At 64.9% G+C, this 16,930-nt stretch carries 13 protein-coding genes; 7 read left to right on the plus strand and 6 right to left on the minus strand.

Annotation, left to right across the window (positions count from 1 at the left end; genetic code table 11):
* Nucleotides 1-66: 66 nt before the first annotated feature.
* Both CKW39_RS03695 and CKW39_RS03700 read left to right on the plus strand, forming a co-directional pair.
* Nucleotides 67-1,911 (plus strand): ABC-F family ATP-binding cassette domain-containing protein, encoded by a 1,845-nt coding sequence (locus CKW39_RS03695; RefSeq protein WP_095796985.1) that lies wholly within the window; start codon nt 67-69, stop codon nt 1,909-1,911.
* Nucleotides 1,912-1,950: 39 nt separating this feature from the next.
* Nucleotides 1,951-2,835, plus strand: a complete 885-nt coding sequence (locus tag CKW39_RS03700; RefSeq protein ID WP_095796811.1) for an alpha/beta fold hydrolase — start codon at nt 1,951-1,953, stop codon at nt 2,833-2,835.
* A gap of 29 nt (nt 2,836-2,864) precedes the next feature.
* On the opposite strand, the gene CKW39_RS03705 is transcribed toward CKW39_RS03700, so the two are convergent.
* Nucleotides 2,865-3,503 carry an HD domain-containing protein gene (locus tag CKW39_RS03705; protein ID WP_095796812.1) on the minus strand — a complete coding sequence of 213 codons (639 nt, stop codon included), beginning with the start codon at nt 3,501-3,503 and terminating at the stop codon, nt 2,865-2,867.
* A gap of 107 nt (nt 3,504-3,610) precedes the next feature.
* Here CKW39_RS03705 and CKW39_RS03710 point away from each other — a divergent pair, with 107 nt between their 5' ends.
* Nucleotides 3,611-4,573, plus strand: a complete 963-nt coding sequence (locus CKW39_RS03710; protein ID WP_095796813.1) for a GlxA family transcriptional regulator — start codon at nt 3,611-3,613, stop codon at nt 4,571-4,573.
* 43 nt (nt 4,574-4,616) lie between these two features.
* Here the strand turns inward: CKW39_RS03710 and CKW39_RS03715 are convergent, their stop codons facing one another.
* Genes CKW39_RS03715 through rsmA form a run of 4 tightly spaced genes read right to left on the minus strand, consistent with a single transcriptional unit; the run spans nt 4,617 to nt 8,462 of the window.
* Entirely contained in the window at nt 4,617-4,910 is a 294-nt protein-coding gene (locus tag CKW39_RS03715; protein ID WP_095796814.1) for an antibiotic biosynthesis monooxygenase, read from the minus strand.
* Between the two features lie 6 nt (nt 4,911-4,916).
* Nucleotides 4,917-6,422, minus strand: a complete 1,506-nt coding sequence (locus CKW39_RS03720; RefSeq protein ID WP_095796815.1) for an RNB domain-containing ribonuclease — start codon at nt 6,420-6,422, stop codon at nt 4,917-4,919.
* 43 nt (nt 6,423-6,465) lie between these two features.
* Nucleotides 6,466-7,479, minus strand: a complete 1,014-nt coding sequence (locus tag CKW39_RS03725) for a 4-(cytidine 5'-diphospho)-2-C-methyl-D-erythritol kinase (protein ID WP_095796816.1) — start codon at nt 7,477-7,479, stop codon at nt 6,466-6,468.
* The gene (rsmA, locus tag CKW39_RS03730) at nt 7,476-8,462 is read right to left on the minus strand and encodes a 16S rRNA (adenine(1518)-N(6)/adenine(1519)-N(6))-dimethyltransferase RsmA (protein ID WP_095796817.1); all 987 of its coding nucleotides are present in this window, start codon (nt 8,460-8,462) and stop codon (nt 7,476-7,478) included. Before rsmA ends, CKW39_RS03725 begins: the two co-directional genes overlap by 4 nt.
* 957 nt (nt 8,463-9,419) lie before the next feature.
* Between rsmA and CKW39_RS03735 the strand changes: the two genes are divergently transcribed.
* Nucleotides 9,420-10,076, plus strand: coding sequence for a hypothetical protein (locus CKW39_RS03735; RefSeq protein WP_095796818.1), 657 nt, complete (start codon nt 9,420-9,422; stop codon nt 10,074-10,076).
* A gap of 822 nt (nt 10,077-10,898) precedes the next feature.
* Here CKW39_RS03735 and CKW39_RS03740 read toward each other — a convergent pair.
* Complete coding sequence (locus CKW39_RS03740) at nt 10,899-11,900, minus strand: TatD family hydrolase (protein ID WP_095796819.1); 1,002 nt, start codon at nt 11,898-11,900, stop codon at nt 10,899-10,901.
* Nucleotides 11,901-12,049: 149 nt separating this feature from the next.
* Between CKW39_RS03740 and CKW39_RS03745 the strand changes: the two genes are divergently transcribed.
* From CKW39_RS03745 to CKW39_RS03755, 3 genes are read left to right on the plus strand one after another with little or no spacing between them, the layout of a single operon-like run.
* A complete protein-coding gene (locus CKW39_RS03745) occupies nt 12,050-13,000 on the plus strand; it encodes a MoxR family ATPase (protein WP_095796820.1) in 951 nt (316 codons plus the stop codon).
* Entirely contained in the window at nt 12,997-14,421 is a 1,425-nt protein-coding gene (locus tag CKW39_RS03750; RefSeq protein ID WP_095796821.1) for a DUF58 domain-containing protein, read from the plus strand. The genes CKW39_RS03745 and CKW39_RS03750 overlap by 4 nt, the downstream gene beginning before the upstream one ends.
* Nucleotides 14,418-16,808, plus strand: a complete 2,391-nt coding sequence (locus CKW39_RS03755) for a transglutaminaseTgpA domain-containing protein (protein WP_254049261.1) — start codon at nt 14,418-14,420, stop codon at nt 16,806-16,808. Before CKW39_RS03750 ends, CKW39_RS03755 begins: the two co-directional genes overlap by 4 nt.
* The last annotated feature ends 122 nt before the right edge of the window (nt 16,809-16,930 follow it).

Here is a 16,930-nt window from a genome sequence, read left to right on the forward strand (position 1 = left end):
GGTCAAGTCTCCCACGCCAATCTGGCACTTCTCCCGGATGACCCTGACGCTTGTATCCTGGCCTGCGTGGCACATCTGATTGGCGGAGAGAATCTGCACCTCGAGTATCCGACCAAGACCGTTTTCGACGCGGTCTCCATAGGCATCGATCAGGGTGACCGGATTGGCATTGTCGGGCGCAATGGCGACGGCAAGTCAACGCTGATGCGCCTGCTCGCCGGCCGCATCGATCCCGACGGCGGGCGGGTCACCGTACGCTCGGGAACCACCGTGGGCATGCTGGACCAGGCGGACACGCTGGACCCGAATCAGACGGTGGGGCACGCCGTCGTCGGCGATGTTCCCGACCATGTCTGGGCCTCGAATGCCAAGGTGCGTGACGTGATTTCCGGCCTGGTCTCGGACGTGGATTGGGACACGGACGTCAGCGAGCTCTCCGGCGGGCAACGGCGCCGCGTGGCCCTGGCCAGCCTGCTGGCCCAGGATTGGGACGTCATCTTCCTGGACGAGCCCACCAACCACCTGGACGTGGACGGCATCACGTGGCTGGCCAAGCACTTGAACAACCGTTGGTCCAAGAACTCGGGCGCACTGGTGGTCGTCACTCACGACCGCTGGTTCCTGGACGCCGTGTGCACGGACACATGGGAGGTCCACGACCGCATGGTCGAGCCATTCGAAGGTGGCTACGCAGCCTACGTACTGCAGCGCGTGGAGCGCGACCGGCAGAACGCCGTGGTCGAGCAGAAGCGGCAGAACCTCATGCGCAAGGAACTCGCGTGGTTGCGCCGCGGCGCACCCGCTCGCACCTCCAAGCCCAAGTTCCGCATCGACGCCGCCAACCAATTGATTTCCGATGTTCCCCCGCCCCGCGATTCGGTCTCGCTCTCGCGCATGGCCGTGTCCCGGCTGGGCAAGGACGTGGTGGACATCGAGGACGTCTCGGTGTCCTTCGAGGGCGCCAACGGCACCACCAACGTGCTCAAGGACGTCACGTGGCTGATCGCCCCTGGCGAGCGCACAGGCATCCTGGGTGTCAATGGCGCGGGCAAGTCCACGCTGTTGGGCCTGGTCACGGGCGCGGTCTCCCCCACCACCGGGCGGGTCAAGCGCGGCAAGACCGTGAAGATCTCCACGCTCACGCAGCAGCTGGCGGAACTCGACGACGTCGCCAACGACCGCGTCTCGGACGTGGTCGCCAGCAAGAAGACCAGCTACGTGACCGAGGGTAAGGAGATGAGCCCCACCCAGCTTCTCGAGCGACTCGGATTCACGTCCGCGCAGCTCAAGACCCCGGTCAAGGATCTGTCCGGTGGGCAGAAACGCCGCCTGCAGTTGCTGATGATCCTGCTGGACGAGCCCAACGTGCTGATCCTCGACGAGCCCTCCAACGACCTGGACACGGACATGCTCGCCGCCATGGAAGACCTCCTGGACACCTGGCCCGGCACGCTCCTGGTGGTCTCCCACGACCGGTACCTACTGGAGCGCGTGACCGATCAGCAGTACGCGGTGATCAACGGCCAATTCCGCCACCTGCCCGGCGGGGTCGAGGAATACCTGAAGCTCTCGGCCTCCTCCGATTCGGGGTCGGCCGCTGGCTCGGCCGGTGCCTCCAATCCGATGGCGGCTTCTTCTTCGGGTTCCGGTGCCGACGCCGCCGCGGGCTCAGCTTTGGAGCCCAAACTCTCCGGCTCCGAAGCGCGCGCCGCGCAGAAGGAACTGGGCGCCGTCGAACGCAAGCTGCAGAAACTCAACAAGGAAGCCGAGGCCCTGGACGAGACCATGGCCGCAGCGGATCCCTCCGATTTCGAGGGGCTGGGCAAGCTGTCCGCCAAGAAGTCCGAGCTGCAAGAGCAGATGGACGAGCTGGAGATGCGGTGGCTGGAGTTGGGCGAGGCGCTGGAGTAAGCCTCGGGCCAACGCTCGTCGGCCGGATATGGTGAGGGCATGTTGACCCCGGCAGCGACCCAGGAACGGTACGTCGAAACCTCCGTGGGCTCCTTGGGGGTGCTCCGTGCGGGGCCGGCGGTCTCCGGCAGATTGCCGCTTCTCCTGATCCATGGCGGTGGAACCGATTGCTCGGCCATCTCCTGGTACCGGTTATTCGAACCGCTAAGCACCGACCGTCAGGCGTGGGCAGTGGATCTGCCGGGGTTCGGACGCAGCATGTTCGTGGACCCGGTGGGCAGTCCCGCCGATATGGCAGATCTGCTGGCGGAGGTGCTGAGGGTTCTGGGCATCGATTCCGCAATCGTGTGCGGGGTGTCCATGGGCGGGGACGCCGCTCTCAACCTGGCGCTGTCACACGCTCCACTGGTTGCCGGGATGATCCTGGTTGCGCCGGGTGGTTTGACTCCGGCTTTGAAGTCCCCGTGGGCGCAGCGAGCGGCCTGGTACGCATCGCGGCTACCGGACGCGATGCTCCTCCCCCTGGGCCGTTTCGCCAACCGATTCGTGCGGGCCAGCTTGAACTCCATGGTCAAAGATCCGGCTACCCTGCCGGAGCCGGTGGTCGAGGAGTTCGTTCGGTTGGCCCGAGAACCCCGGGGCACCCTGGGGTACACCCGCTACAACCAGGCCACGATTGGTCGAGATCGGATGCTCAACGACCTCTCGGATCGTGTGGCCGAGATCGATGCCCCGGCCCTCTTCTTCCACGGTGCGGAAGATCCGCTGGTCGATCCGGAGGGATCTCGCCGAGCGACAGCCGCGATGCCTGATGCTCGACTCGTCATGGTTCCGAACTGCGGGCACTGGGCGCAGGTGGAGCAGCACGACCGATTCATGGCAGAGGCCGTCCACTTCCTCATGGAAGTGGACGGCCTCAACTAGATCGCATCAATGGCGATGCCCTCGCGGGATTACTCGCTCCAGTCGTTGCTCTTGATGATCTCCACGAAGTTGTCGCGCTTGAAGTCCGGGTTGAAGTGCTCCAGGACATCCGCGTTCATGTTGCCGAACGTGGAGTGCGGGCGGTGCACGTTGCCGTCGTTGAAGGCGTTGAGGATCCGATTCTTGAAGTCCGGACGGGGGTGGGCTTCCACCACGGCGTTGCGCTGTTCGTCGGAGAGGTCGTCCAGGTGCATACCGAGCACATCGGTTTCCACGCCCGCACTGACCAGTGCGATCTCCGGGGACAAGAATTCGGGAACGCCCGGGGTGGTGTGCAGGGCGATGGCCAGCCAAGCATCATGCGCACGCTGAGCGGAGGTGCCGTGGTCCAGCAGGAACTCCTTGACCGCGTTGGCACCATCCACCTCGAAACGGAGCTTGGAATCCATGTAACCCTGGGTCAGCCCCATGTCGTGGAACATGGCGCCCGCGTAGAGCAGCTCGTGATCCACGGACAGATTGCGCACCTGGCCCTGGAAGGCACCGAAGAAGAAAACTCGACGAGAGTGGTGGTAGAGCAGATCGTTCTCGGTATCACGGATGTACTCGGTGACCTCGCGGGTCAGCTTGGTATCGGGAACGGAAATGCCTGCAATGGTGTCAGTCATGTGTGTTGCTCCTTTTCGATTGGTTCACTGATCAGTCTGGTGACTATTGCTCCGTGAAGCCATGGACATGACGCCAGCAATCCCTGAAATTCGGACATACTGGTCCCATGGCCCACTCCCACAACGTTGTCTTCCTGACATTCCCCGGCGTGAAAATGCTGGATGTCACCGGCCCCGCAGAGGTCTTCTCGGACGCGAATCTGCACGGCGCGCAGTACTCCCTGAGCTACGTTTCACCGAGTGGTGGCAACGTGCTGACCACGGTGGGCACGCCGTTGGTGACCGAGGCGGCGTCGTCGGCCTTGAAAAGCGGCCCGATCGACACGCTGGTGGTGGCCGGCGGCGAATGCCTGGTGGACGAACCGATTCCCGAAAATCTGATCGCCACGGCACGCGAGTTGGCCGACCGGTCCCATCGTGTGGCGAGCGTGTGTACTGGTGCGTTTCTACTGGCCAAAGCCGGTCTGCTCGACGGTAGGCGCGCCACCACTCATTGGCTGCACACGGATCGGTTGTCGCGCGAGCATCCGGAGATCAATGTGCTTCCGGATGCCCTTTACACCCAGGACGGCCCGGTGTTCACGAGCGCCGGGGTATCCTCCGGCATCGATCTGGCGCTGGCCCTGGTGAACGCCGACCACGGTGAGGCACTGGCGCGAAATGTCTCCCGCGGGCTGGTGGTCTACATGCAGCGTGCGGGAGGACAATCGCAATTCTCGGCCGCCTTACGTTGGCCGAGCCCGGCCACCCCGGGGTTACAGAGAGCCGTCGACGCCGTGACATCGGACCCGGGTGCCGAGCACTCCGTGGGGTCGCTGGCTGCGTTGGTCAATGTCAGTGAGCGCCACCTGACCCGGCTGTTCAGGGCGGAACTGAACCTCACGCCGTCGAAATTCATTGAACACGTGCGGCTGGACTCGGCCAAGGCGCTGTTGGACGCTGGGCACACGGTGACGGAAACCGCTCGACTCGCCGGGTTCGGCAGCGATGAGAACCTACGACGGTCGTTCACCCTGCGCTACGGCCTGGCGCCCAGCTATTACCGCGGCCGATTCAATACCGCCCGCTGACCGGTATGTGGGTCAACGGGCGGTGGAATCATTTGAAGGGCCGTTAGAGCTCGACGACCTCGAACTCGAGCAGGCTGGCTCCGGTGGCCACGGGCTTCTTGGCTTCACCCGCGTGAGCCTGGCGGGCGTTGCCGTCGCGCCACGCCACGAAGTCTTCCTCGGTGGCCCACGTGGTCACTACGAAGTACCGGTTCTCCCCCGCGACCGGGCGCAACAGCTGGAAACCTTCGAAGCCCGGCTCGGAATCCACGGAGTGCTTGCGGGCAGCAAAGCGCTTTTCGATCTCGGGGCCGGCACCTTCGGGAACCTCGATGGCATTGATCTTGACGACGGACATTGACGCCTACCTTTCAGTTGTGGATGTGCTTCCGACACTAGCTGCGGCGGATGAAGCCGCGCTGTACGACGCCGCACCATCAATGGCTTCCACGAGCTCGAATCGCGATTGGGCGTTTGCCGTGTCCGCCTCGACCAGCCGCACACGAATCTCCTGCCCCAGCGGCAAATCCGTGCCCTTGATGCTGGCCTCCACCGCCGGATTCCTGATGATGAACCGGCCCTTCTCGCCGGTTTCGTCGACCTCGACAACGGTCCCCGTGAACTCCTGACCCACGTGCGGGGAGAGCATGAGCGTCTCCACCATGTTCACGATGCCGCGCTCATACGCGGATGCCTTGCGGTTGGACGACTCCATCTCCTTGGGCAATTGCGGCAAAGCATCCGTGACCCATTCGGGAACCAGTTCTCCGGCGCACAGCGCCAGGCACACCTCACTTGCGTAACGATCAACCAGCCGACGCAGCGGAGCGGTCACGTGCGCATAATGGGTGGCCAGAGCCGCGTGTTGGGAGTTCTCCGGTGTCTGACCGTTGAAGGCCAGATATCCTGCGCCGCGGAACAACAGCGTGCACGAGTACAGCATGGCCGCGTGATCGGGGCGTTCCGGGTCCAGTGTGCGGACGAACTCGGGGTAGTCCATTTCGGGCGGCCACTCAATCCGCAGGGCCTTGGCGGTCTCGCGCAACTTGCGCAAGGACGCGGCGTCGGCGGGCGGCAACGTGCGGAGCAAGCCGACGGCGGCTTCGAGCATGATCTCCGCGGCGGCCATGCCCGTGAGCAGCGAGATCTGCGCGTTCCAGCCCTCGACCGGCAAAGCGGAGCGGTGCACGATGTGCCATTCTCCGTTGGAGGTTTCCACCTCCTGCTCTGGGATCTGCAGGCTCACGCCGCCGCGCTCGTGTTCGATATGCTCGCGGAGTTGACCCACGGTCTTGAGGAGTTGCAGGGATTCGGAGGCGGTGCCATGATCCAGGGCGTCCTGCACCTCGCGATAGGTGAGCTGTGCGCGACTGCGGATCAAGGCTCGCTGCACGGTGCGCGCCGTCTGATGTCCTGTCGCATCCAAGGTGAGCCGCCACAGCACCGCGGGACGAGTCTCGTTCTCCAGCAGACTCGCGGCATCCTCCGAAAGCTCCGGCGGATGCAGGGGCGTGCGCTGATGAGGTCCGTACAAGGTCTGCCCGCGGGCATGGGCTTCCAGGTCAATGGGATCCCCTGGGCTCACGAACGCGGCAACATCCGCAATGGCGTACCAGACGGTGAAGCCCGGCTCCGTCGCCTCGATGAACACCGCCTGGTCCAGATCCCGGGACCCCTCGGGGTCAACCGTCACGAAGTCCAGATCGGTCCGATCCAGTCGGGGAAGGCGAGGATGTCGCGCGGCGTGCAGAGCGGCGTCGTGAACCTCGGGCGAAAAGTCCTCGGGAATGTCGAGGTCCTGGCGAAGTTTCTCCAAACCTTCGACCAGTGGCTTGGGCACGGCTTGAACCTGGTGGGGACGAATAGGCATGCTGTCTCCTCACATCAAGGTCCGCGTCCGCGGGCGCATTGTTCTAGATTGTGCCCCACTCGGGGATCAGTTGGGCACCCACCACGGGCCCGGTGGTCGAAAAAGCGTGGCGATGCTCGCGGCGTAGGCCATTGACCAGGTTCTCCGCGGCCTCCGCAGATTCCGCGAGGAAACACACCGTGGGGCCCGAGCCGGAGACCCAACCCGCAAGGGCACCGAGGTCCACGCCGTGGTTGAGCAGTGTAGCCAACTCCGGCAGCAACTCCAGGGCGGGCGATTGAAGATCGTTGCGGACCCAAGTGGCCACACCTGGAGCATCGCCGATGGCGGCAGCACGTACGAGAGCGGGGTTCAGCGGGTCCGGTGCGCGTTGTGATCTGTGCGCCGTATGAACGCGGTGCGCGTGGTCCCACTGCCGGAACACCGCCGGAGTGGCCAGCCCTTGATCCTGGGGAACGAACACCAGATGCAGCTGATCATCGGTCTCGACGGTGCGGAGGTCATCGCCCTTGCCTCGGCCCTCGGCCAGGCCGCCCAGGATCATGAAAGGAACATCTGCGCCGAGAGTCGACCCGATGTTCATGAGCCTATGACGCCCGAGCCGCGGCTGATCGAGGTGCTTGGCGAGCAATGCATCCACGGCCACGAGTGCCGCCGCGGCATCAGCGGAACCGCCGCCCATGCCGCCGGCCACGGGTACCGCCTTGTCGATGCGTAACTCGATGCCCGGATTGTCGCCATGGGCCTCACTCACCGCGAGCGCGGCACGCACCGCAAGGTTCGAATCGTCCAGCGGGATGTCAGAAAGCCGCGCCGTACCGGACTGGATCATCTCCGCGTACTCACTGCCGGGTGCCGGGGACACCGTGACCATCACGCCGCTCCCCCGCCGGGCCACGTGCGTGTTGACGGAGGCCGTCACGGTTTCGCGCACGTCCACGGCGATGAACAGGGTTTCCAGCGGGTGGTACCCGTCCGGTGTGGGGTCGCCAACGTGGAGCGCCAAGTTCGTTTTCGCGGGGGCCGATGCCGATGCCCGCAGTCCGGCGGGGCTCATACGGGGTTCTCCGTGGTCGGTTCGGGCTGCGACTCAGGCGTGGCGGGAGCTTTCCGTTCGTGATCCGGTTGCGGCGCTGCCTGTGTTTGTGCCTGTGCCTGTGCCTGTGCCTGTGCGATCGTCGCCGCGGCCTGGGCGATGCGTGCGAAAGCCTTGACGTCCAGTTTCTCGCCGCGCTCACTCGGGTCGATTCCGGCGTTACGCAGGATCTCTTCCGCCCTCGCACCGGATCCGGCCCAGCCGCTCAGCGCCGCACGCAGAGTTTTGCGCCGCTGCGCGAAAGCGGCATCGATCACGGCGAACACTTCCTTGCGCAGCGACTCGTCCGCCGGCGGGTCACGTCGTTCGAAGCGCACCAGCCCCGACGCGATCTTGGGCGCCGGCCAGAACACGTTCTTACCGATCACACCGGCCTTGGACACCGCCGCGTACCAATTCGCTTTCACCGAAGGCACTCCGTAAACCCGCGATCCCGGTCCAGCGGCCAGTCGATCCGCGACCTCGTCCTGCACCATGACCAGTCCGTGGCGCACGGTGGGGAACATTTCCAAGATGTGCAGCAGGACCGGCACGGCCACGTTGTACGGCAGGTTGGCCACGAGCGCCGTGGGCGGGGTCTCGCCGGGCAGGTCGGTGACGCGGGCGGCGTCGTCGAGCACAACGTTGAGGAGCGAGGCGGCCTCGGGATAGAAACGCTCGACCGTTTCCGGGAGCTGGGCCGCGAGCGGCGGGTCGATTTCCACCGCCGTCACCGCCGACGACGCCGCCAGCAGACCCAGCGTCAACGACCCCAGTCCCGGCCCCACCTCCAGGACATGATCGTCCGAGGTGAGGTGCGCCGTAGCCACGATCCGCCGAATGGTATTGGGGTCAATCACGAAGTTCTGACCGAGCGTCTTGGTGGGGCGAATCCCCGCACGCTCGGCCAGTTCTCGAATTTCTGCGGGGCCCAGGAGCGGGCCGTCAAGGCTCTGGTCGGTCACCGGTTCATCCTACGTTGAATGGGTGGTCGGGTTGTGGGTGGTGGGGTGCCCCGGCGGGCAACGACGTGTAGAGAGTGACATCTCGGGGAGCGACATTTGAGGCACAAGTTCGCGGGATGTTCCGCAGCCGTGAACATCTGGGGAAGAGGTTCGTAGCGATTCTGGGGCCGATACACCCATGGCAGAGGATCGTCGTAAAACCGCGGGTATCTTCGTGATCTTCGACCTCAGATGTTCGTGTCCTCCGCGCGCTGCGCAACTTTTCCGGAGATGTCAGCAGCACTCACGGATGAATATCGTTGCTTGGTCATTGGAGCTGGGGAGCTGAGGCTTGCCCCTCGGGGTTTGGTCGTTGGGGCTGCGGAGCTGGGGATTGGCCCTTGAGACTTGGTCATTGGGGCTGTTGAGCTGGGGCTTGGCCCTTGGGACTTGGTTGTTGGGGCTGTTGAGCTGGACGTGTCGAGTCCGGTCCGTTCAGGCCCCACTCGGGCGGTCGGAACCTGTGGAAAACACCTATCGTCGTGGCTCACTCCGTAGATTCTGGTCATGCCCGATTCCACTCCCTCAAACCGCTCTGATGTAACCACCTTGTATCGCGGACCTCGGCCGCTCGTGGCGGAAACGGCCCGGTGGTCTAATCGCACGGAACGATTACACCGAGATCCGGAGATGCACCAACTCGCCTACGGTCACTGGTTCCGAGCAGACGCGCCGGTCAGTCACCTACAGCGGACCGTGCTGTTACAAAGGCATTTGGGTACGCCGAGTTCTACCGTCCGAATCACCGGTACAACCGCACTCAAGTTGTTGAAACTGCCCGACGGGGACCATTACCCCTGGGCCAACCGGATCTTTGCTCATCCCGAACCACTTCGCGGTGGTGAACTTCGCCGCCATCAGAAACACCTTCACCAATTGTAGTGGAACGGTGGTCGGAGGCGCACTTCCCTGCCTGACGTGAAGTTGACCAAGTCTTACAGTCTTGGTTCGTATCAGGGCCCGTGGGATTCGGTCATTGTTCATCCGGTCGAGGCGCTGGTGGTCGCGGCGCCCATGATGGATCGATGGTCCATCACGGCTGCTCTCGATGCGATGCTCTGCATCGACCGACTGAAGCCCCTTGGAACTTCTGAGCCGGATGTTTTCACGGTCGAATCCATCCGAGAGGCTTTGGAGTTACTACCGCCTGCATCTCGTGCCGTCAGAGAGGTTCATCGAGCTCTGGCTGATATCCAGTTCCCCACGTGGTCTGCCATGGAAACACTGACACGAATGCTGGTACTGGCCTGCGGAATGCCGCGGCCGATCATGAACTTCCGGGTGGAGACGCCCAGGGGTCATAGCATCCTGGATTCCGCCTGGCCCGAGCACATGACCGCGGTTGAGTTCAACGGCCGCGATCACAGCCAGGATCATGCGAGCTATAAAGACGAGATGTACCGGAACGAGGTGCTTCGGGGTCTGGGATGGAAGCTAAGAATCGTGTCCTTCGACGACCTGCGCAAAATGGATCGACTGGCGGAGTGGCTGACGTGGCTCGGCGGACATCTCGGCGTCGAGCCCGATCTGAGTCGAGTGACCGATACACGACTTGAACACTCTGAGCCCTGGTGATCGCAGCTAACCCAGTATTCACCTGATTCCTGTACTCGGGGTGGCCGGCTCCCGGTATTCAGAAGGCCGCCTATACGGAATTGACCGGAAGACGTGAACATTTCTGGCAGAGGTTCGTCGATCGGAGGGGGCCAGATACATCTAGGGCAGAGGGTCGCAGCAAAAGGCCTAGTATCTCCACGATCCTCAACCACGCATGTCAGAGACCCCGATATCACTACGAACCTCTGCCCAGAATGTCCTCCGCCGGCGGCCCCAGGGCGAACCGCTCCCCCAGATGTCGTCGGACCGCGACCCCGGCGTGAACCGCTACCCCAGATGTCACGTGGCGACCCACACCACGCAAGTAAGCGCGAACCGCTCCCCGAGATGTCACGAGGCAACTCACACAACGCGAGTCAGCGCGAACAGTAACCCCAGATGTCATGAGGCGACCCGCACCACGCGAGTAAGCGCAAACCGCTCCCCGAGATGTCACGAGGCAAGTCACACAACGCGAGTCAGTGCGAACAGTAACCTCAGATGTCATTCGCCCCGCCCCTGCGGAATCAGGATGCCCAGACGTGAACATTTCTGACAGAGGTTCGTCGATCGGAGGGGGCCAGACACATCTAGGGCAGAGGGTCGTAGCAAAAGGCCTAGTATCACCACGATCCTCGACCACAGATGTCATCGACCCCGGAATCACTACGAACCTCTGCCCAGAATGTCCTCCGCCCACGTCCCCAGCGCGAACCGCTCCCCAAAATGTCCGCAGCCCACGATCTCAGCGCGAACCGCTGCCTCAGATGTCAGCCGCCACCGAAATCCAGGACGGGGCCCTTAAAACTGCCCGTACACCTTCTCGGAGTTGGCCCAGATCTGCTGGCACAGCTCCTCGAGGTCAGCGGAAAGGATCTCGGCCATGCCGCGCACCGTGTAGTTCACCATGTAGGGGGCGTTGGGTCGGCCGCGGAACGGGTGCGGGGTGAGGAACGGAGCATCCGTCTCGGTCAGAATCAGCGAACGGTCGGCTTCGAGCAGGGCAGCTTTCAAGGACTTCGCGTTCTTGAACGTCACCGTCCCCGCGAAGGACATGTACCAGCCGTTCTCATTGCAGATCCGCGCCAACTCGGGATCGCCGGAGAAGCAGTGGAACACAGTGCGCTCCGGGGCCCCGACCTCGCGGAGAACGCGCACCACATCGTCGTGAGCCTCGCGGTCGTGGATCTGCATAGCCAGGTCGTGCTTCTTGGCGAACTCGATGTGCGCTTTGAAGGACTCCTCCTGCGCCGCGTAACCGTCTTCGGAAGTATGCACGTGGTCCAAGCCGGTCTCACCTATGCATCGCACGCGGTCCTCCGAAGCCAGCGCCTCGATCTCCGCCAACGCATCAGCCAAAGAACCGGCGGCAGCCAGTGACGGCGCCTCGTTCGGATGCAGTGCAACCGCTGCCAGCACCCCCGGCACGGACTGCGCTGCGGAGACGGCGAACCGTGAGGACTCCACGTCGCACCCAGCCTGCACGACACCACGCACGGAGGCAGCCTGAGCGACATCCATCGCGTCCATCACCGACACCCGAACCAACCCGTCCTGCATGTCCAGGTGGGTGTGGTTGTCCACGACCGGGTGCGGCAGTGGCTCGGGAAGCGCGGGGAATTCGACGTTGCGGCGTCGGCCCTCTCGGTCGGTGAGCGCGCGGCGTTCGGTTCCTTCGCCGCTCTCCACCGAATCCGACAATTGATACCACTCGGGCGAATAGGCCGCGGGAGTGGTTCCGGGTTCGGGCTGGGGGCGCTGGTGGGTGTCCCACAACGTGGTGGCAATAGGCGTTTCGATCACCCGCCCACGATACGCCGGGCGCACGGGTCGAGGCACGCCCGTGGAGGCACGCCCAGGGAGGCTCGCCCGCTCAACATGGCCCATAGCGCGTTTCTATGCGAGAGAATAAGAACCAAACCACACAGCGATTTCTCACGAGACGAGGAACCATGGAGCAGTTCTCCACGTACACCCAAGCCATCCTGGACCGCATGAATTCGGTGATCGACGGCAAGCCGACCGAGACCCGCACCGCACTCACGGTTCTGTTGGCGGGAGGTCACTTGCTCGTGGAGGACGTTCCCGGCGTGGGCAAGACCATGTTGGCCCGCACACTGGCCGGCGCGATCGGTGGCACGGTGAGCCGTATCCAGTTCACCCCGGACCTGCTGCCCACCGACATCACCGGTGTATCCGTCTACGATCAGGTGCGCCGCGAATTCGAGTTCAAGCCGGGCCCGGTGTTCGCCAACCTGGTGATCGGTGACGAGATCAACCGCGCCTCCGCCAAGACCCAGTCGGCGCTACTGGAGGCCATGGCCGAATCGCAGGTCACCGCGGACGGCACCACCTACCAACTGTCCACCCCGTTCATGGTGGTGGCCACGCAGAACCCGGTCGAGATGGACGGCACGTTCCCGCTCCCCGAGGCCCAGCGCGACCGCTTCACCGCCCGCATTTCCATGGGATACCCGGATGCGGATGCGGAGGTGCACATGCTCGCCGGTCACGGCTCGGGCTCCCCGCTCAAGGATCTGCAGCCGGTCGTGGACATCAATCAGGCCACCCAGCTGGTCGAGTACGTCCGCTCGCTGCACGTGTCCACCGCGGTTCGCCGCTACATCGTGTCCCTGTGTCAGGCCACGCGTAACCACCCGCACCTTCGCCTGGGCGCCAGTCCCCGCGCCGCACTCCAGATGCAAGCGGCCGCTCGCGCCGAGGCCGCCCTGGCCGGCCGCAATCACGTGCTTCCGGACGACGTCAAAGCCATTGCCGTCCCCGTGCTCGCCCACCGCCTCCTGCTCGAGCGCCGCTCCGGCACCGACAGCGCCCAGGACGTGGTGCGCACCATTCTCGACGACGTTCGTGTGCCCACCGAAGACGGCTCCGGATCTCGATGACTAAGACCGCCCCGACTGCCGAGGCGCGGGTCGATTCCCGCGCCAAGTTCACGGTGCGCGGCTGGTGTTTCCTGGTCGCGGCCGTCGTGTGCCTGGCCGCCGCCACGTGGCTGGGCCGCAAGGACGTGCTCGCGCTGTCCTTGTTCCTGGGCATGCTCCCGTTGTTCTCCTCGCTCGCAATGTGGCTGATCAAACCTCGCGTGTTACTCAAACGGTCCGTGGATCCGGCGCTGGTCACGGTTGGCGACGCCGCCTCGGTCGCCTTGCGTGTGCGGCGTCGTTCGCAGTTCGGTTCCCGACGCCGCTCGGAGACTTCCGGCTCGACCACTCATGATCGCGCTGCGGTCGAAGTCCACGAGAGGGTGGACCCGCAGCTGGGCAAGAACCAGGATTTCTCGGTGCCTGTCTCCGGCGTGCCCGTGGAGTACACGGTGCGCCCGCGGCGTCGTGGAATGTATGAACTGGGCCCGGCGACCGTGCGCGTTCAGGACCCGTTCGGCGTGGTGACCGAGCTGTTGGACGTGGCCGAGCGCACCACCCTGCAGGTCGCCCCGGATGCCGAAGACCTCACCGAGCTGGGTGCGTCCCGGGTCCGTGAAACCGGCGGTGATCCGTCGCGGAGGGCCATGCCGCAGCCCGGTCCCGACAACGTGACCACTCGTGAGTACCGCCACGGTGACCCGATGCGACGGGTGCACTGGGCGGCGTCGGCGAAGCACGGCGAACTCATGGTGCGCCAGGAAGATCCGCGCAGCACTCGGAAGGCCGTGCTCGTGCTGGACATGGCCCAGGAGCACTGGCCCGGCGAGCGTGTGTGGGCGGGCATTCTGCCGTCCACCGAGGAGTTCGAGTGGGGTGCGCGCGCCACAGCGTCCGCTCTGGACCACCTGACGCGCCGCGAGACCGTGGTCTTCGCCCTGGACGACCAGGGACGCGCGCTGCCGCACGGCGACTTGGAGAGCACTGATCAGCGGGACACGTCCGTCACGGACAACACGGCCCTTGAGGTGGTGCACGGTTTGGCGCAGGCCGCGTTGGTGTCCCGCCCCGAACCGGACGCCGCAACTGATCCGCTGACCGCCCGCTTCGACCGTGAAGCGTTGACCCACCCGCTGCTGCTCATCACCGGCAAACTGTCCGCGGAGGCCGCGCGCCGCTACGTGACCGCCGCGAAGGGCAATGTCGCGGGTTCGGTGATCATGGTGCTTGACCCTCCCCTGGCCCGCCCCGAGAGCGCGGACATTCTGGAGACCTCCGGCTGGTCCGTGGTGCTCGTGACGCGCTGGACGGACATCGACGCCGCCTGGACCTCCATCTTGGACGGCGCCACCCTCCTGGATCCGCCGCCCGCACCGCCCGGGGTCGAACAGTTGAACATGGATCACGTGATGGGGCACTTCCGATCGAGGACTACCGCATGAGCCACACCGCCGCACCGGCCACCCCGTGGGGCAGTCCGGAACCCGCCGGAGACACCCGAGGTACGGACGCACCGTCGGGAGCTTCAGGAAATTCTCGGACACCCGAAGCACCCCAGAACCAGCGTGCACCGCGCATGGCGATCATCCCACTGCACGTGCTGCTGCTGGCAAGCATCGCCCTGGGCTGCGTGGGTATGGCCGGCGCGCTCGCCGGTTTCTGGTGGGTGCTGCCCGTGGCGGTCACCGTGGTGATCGTCCAACTGGTGACCGCAGCCGCACGGTGGCTCCGTTTACCCTCTGCGGCGGTGACCGTTCTGGGGCTCGCCGCCCTGCTCTTGGCGCTGACCGTCCTACACCTGAGTGATCACGCGCTGCTGGGGTTCATTCCGACCCCTGAAACCTTTGCGGCAGCGGGGCAACTGTGGAGCGATTCCGGGTCCTTCGTGGCCCGACAATCCGCGCCGTACGGAAACAACGCCGGTCTGGCCCTGGTGTTGAGCGCCCTGGTGGGTCTCGTGACCGTGTTCATGGAAACCGCTCTGCTGGGCCTACGCATGGCGGGTTTGGCCTGCGTGGGAATCCTGTCATTGCTCGTGGTTCCCGCCCTGACCCTTCCGGGCAGTGTGTCCATGTGGGGTCTGGGTGCTGCGATCCTCGCCGCGCTCGCCCTGCTCGCCGGATCCAGGTTGTGGGGTGCTACCCGTCAACAACGCATCGCGCCGACTCCCGGCGGGCTGCCGCGTGCCTTGTTGGTGATTGCCGGTGTCCTGGGTGTGACACTGCTCGTTCCCACGGTGATGCCCGGATTCTTCAGCGGTGCGTTCCCCCAGGGAAGCTCCTTTAACTCCGAGCGCGCCGCGGGCGTGGGTCCGCTGCGCGCGGTCGGTCAAGACCTGCGGGAAAGCGACCGTGTTCAGCGTTTCAGCTACACCACCTCTGACGGGCAGCCCAAGCACATGCGGCTCATGACCCTCTCGGACTTCTCCCAATCCGAGTTCTTCCCGCAGACGGACAACCTGGAGGAAGGGTTGGACAGCATCGCCGATCCCGATACCAACCCGGTGTCCCGCGAGGATCCCGTCACGACCAAGGTCACGTTCGAGAATTACAGCGAACACTGGCTCCCGGCCCCGTACGCGCCCACGGAGTTCACCGGGATCGGCAACGAGGGTTGGTCCTGGAACCCCCGCGACCTCTCGGTTTTCAGTGCGGCCTCGGACATGTCCGGCGGCACGTTCACCGTGACGTCCTCGGCACCGCAGGCAACGCCGGAAGCGATGCGTTCGGCGGCGTCGTCGGGCGCGAACGATGAGCTGGCCGACTACATGCGGCTCCCCAACGAAATGCCCGAGTCGATCAGCAGCGCGGCCCAGCAGCTCACGGAGGGTGCCGGCAACGACTACGACCGTGCCCTGGCGCTGCAGAACGGGCTGCGCCACAACTTCCAGTACGACGTGAATGCCCCGCTCGCCCAGGGTTATGACGCCGGTGGCCTGGACAGCATGGAACAGTTCATGGAGACCCGCACCGGTTACGCCGGCCACTTTGCCCCCGCGATGGCCCTGATGGCCCGCGAGGTGGGTATCCCTGCCCGCGTGGCTGTGGGTTATCTGCCCACGGCCCCGGTTGGGGACCCGCAGGGCGGCGAGCGCTTCGAGGTGGGCACCGGTGACGCTCACGCGTGGCCCGAACTCTACTTCCAGGGTGTCGGGTGGGTGCGATTCGAGCCCACCCCCGGCATTCCCACCACCCCGGAGTACGCCCCCGAGTCCGGCAACGAGCCCGGTCAGGACGCCTCCGGCCAGCCCGATGAGACGCCCAGCCAGGAGCCTTCGCAGCCGGAGGAACCGACCTCGGAATCCACGGACGAGCAGAGCCAGCCGCCCGCCCCCGAGACCCCTGAGCCGGACGAAGCGCAGCAGGAAACCAGCACCGCCCTGATGATTCCGGTCTGGGCATTGGTACTCGGCGGTGTCCTGCTGCTTCTCCTGCTCCTGGCCGCCCTGCCGCGATTCTTGCGCGGACGACGCCGCCGGGCTCGGTTGGCGGACATGGTCAACTCCTCGCTCTCGCCCCAGGATCGGGCGAACGCGGCGTGGGACGAGCTGGAGGACCTGTCCGTGGACCATGGCGGTTCCCCGAAAGAATCGGACACTCCACGCGTGCGGGCTCGACGCATGGCAGCGGGGATCCCGGCGGCGTCGGAGGCCGTGGATCGAATCGTTGCGGATGTGGAGCACGCGAGCTACGCCGCCCCGGATGCGTCGTGGAAGCCGTCTGCGTCCGCCGCGGACCTTGGCAAAGTGCACGACGAGCTCATGCACCGGGCCAACGGCGGCCAAAAGTTCCGTGCCACGTGGTGGCCGGCGTCGATCTTCCGGCGCTGACATATCGGGTAGAGGTTCACAGTCAGGAACATTTGAGGAAGATGTCCGCAGCGAAACCAGCCGGTTTCTTGCGGACCTCTGCCGAAAATGTCAGCGGCCGAGAAAAACTGCGCATCTCGGCC

Origin of the sequence: Kocuria sp. WRN011 (assembly GCF_002295155.1) — a bacterium.
Lineage (GTDB): Bacteria > Actinomycetota > Actinomycetes > Actinomycetales > Micrococcaceae > Kocuria > Kocuria carniphila.

What these genes read in the sequence shown, in the direction of transcription:
- CKW39_RS03700 (WP_095796811.1), top strand. Translation starts at nt 1,951, where the DNA reads ATGTTGACCCCGGCAGCGACCCAGGAACGGTACGTCGAAACCTCCGTG.
- CKW39_RS03705 (WP_095796812.1), bottom strand. Translation starts at nt 3,503, where the DNA reads ATGACTGACACCATTGCAGGCATTTCCGTTCCCGATACCAAGCTGACC.
- CKW39_RS03710 (WP_095796813.1), top strand. Translation starts at nt 3,611, where the DNA reads ATGGCCCACTCCCACAACGTTGTCTTCCTGACATTCCCCGGCGTGAAA.
- CKW39_RS03715 (WP_095796814.1), bottom strand. Translation starts at nt 4,910, where the DNA reads ATGTCCGTCGTCAAGATCAATGCCATCGAGGTTCCCGAAGGTGCCGGC.
- CKW39_RS03720 (WP_095796815.1), bottom strand. Translation starts at nt 6,422, where the DNA reads ATGCCTATTCGTCCCCACCAGGTTCAAGCCGTGCCCAAGCCACTGGTC.
- CKW39_RS03725 (WP_095796816.1), bottom strand. Translation starts at nt 7,479, where the DNA reads ATGAGCCCCGCCGGACTGCGGGCATCGGCATCGGCCCCCGCGAAAACG.
- CKW39_RS03745 (WP_095796820.1), top strand. Translation starts at nt 12,050, where the DNA reads ATGGAGCAGTTCTCCACGTACACCCAAGCCATCCTGGACCGCATGAAT.
- CKW39_RS03750 (WP_095796821.1), top strand. Translation starts at nt 12,997, where the DNA reads ATGACTAAGACCGCCCCGACTGCCGAGGCGCGGGTCGATTCCCGCGCC.
- CKW39_RS03755 (WP_254049261.1), top strand. Translation starts at nt 14,418, where the DNA reads ATGAGCCACACCGCCGCACCGGCCACCCCGTGGGGCAGTCCGGAACCC.